This window comes from Vibrio sp. OPT18, assembly GCF_015163615.1.
Classification (GTDB): domain Bacteria; phylum Pseudomonadota; class Gammaproteobacteria; order Enterobacterales; family Vibrionaceae; genus Vibrio; species Vibrio coralliirubri.
The window spans coordinates 1-299 of record NZ_JADDYK010000006.1; the positions used below are offsets into that span (position 1 = coordinate 1).

General features: G+C 45.8%; 1 rRNA gene. It reads right to left on the reverse strand.

Going from position 1 to position 299, the window contains the following annotated elements:
• Window positions 1–282 (reverse strand): 23S ribosomal RNA (locus IQQ51_RS00495); the annotation flags it as partial.
• Window positions 283–299 lie beyond the last annotated feature (17 nt).

Genomic DNA, 299 nt, shown 5'->3' on the forward strand with positions numbered 1-299 from the left:
TCATTAAAAGCTTAAGGGCTAATCCAATTTCGCTCGCCGCTACTTTCGGAATCTCGGTTGATTTCTCTTCCTCGGGGTACTTAGATGTTTCAGTTCCCCCGGTTTGCCTCCTGCTGCTATGTATTCACAACAGGATACTTACTTATGTAAGTGGGTTTCCCCATTCAGGAATCCCAGACTCAAAAGGTTATTACTACCTAATCTGGGCTTATCGCAAGTTATTACGCCTTTCATCGCCTCTGACTGCCAAGGCATCCACCGTGTACGCTTAGTCACTTAACCATACAACCCGAAAGGGT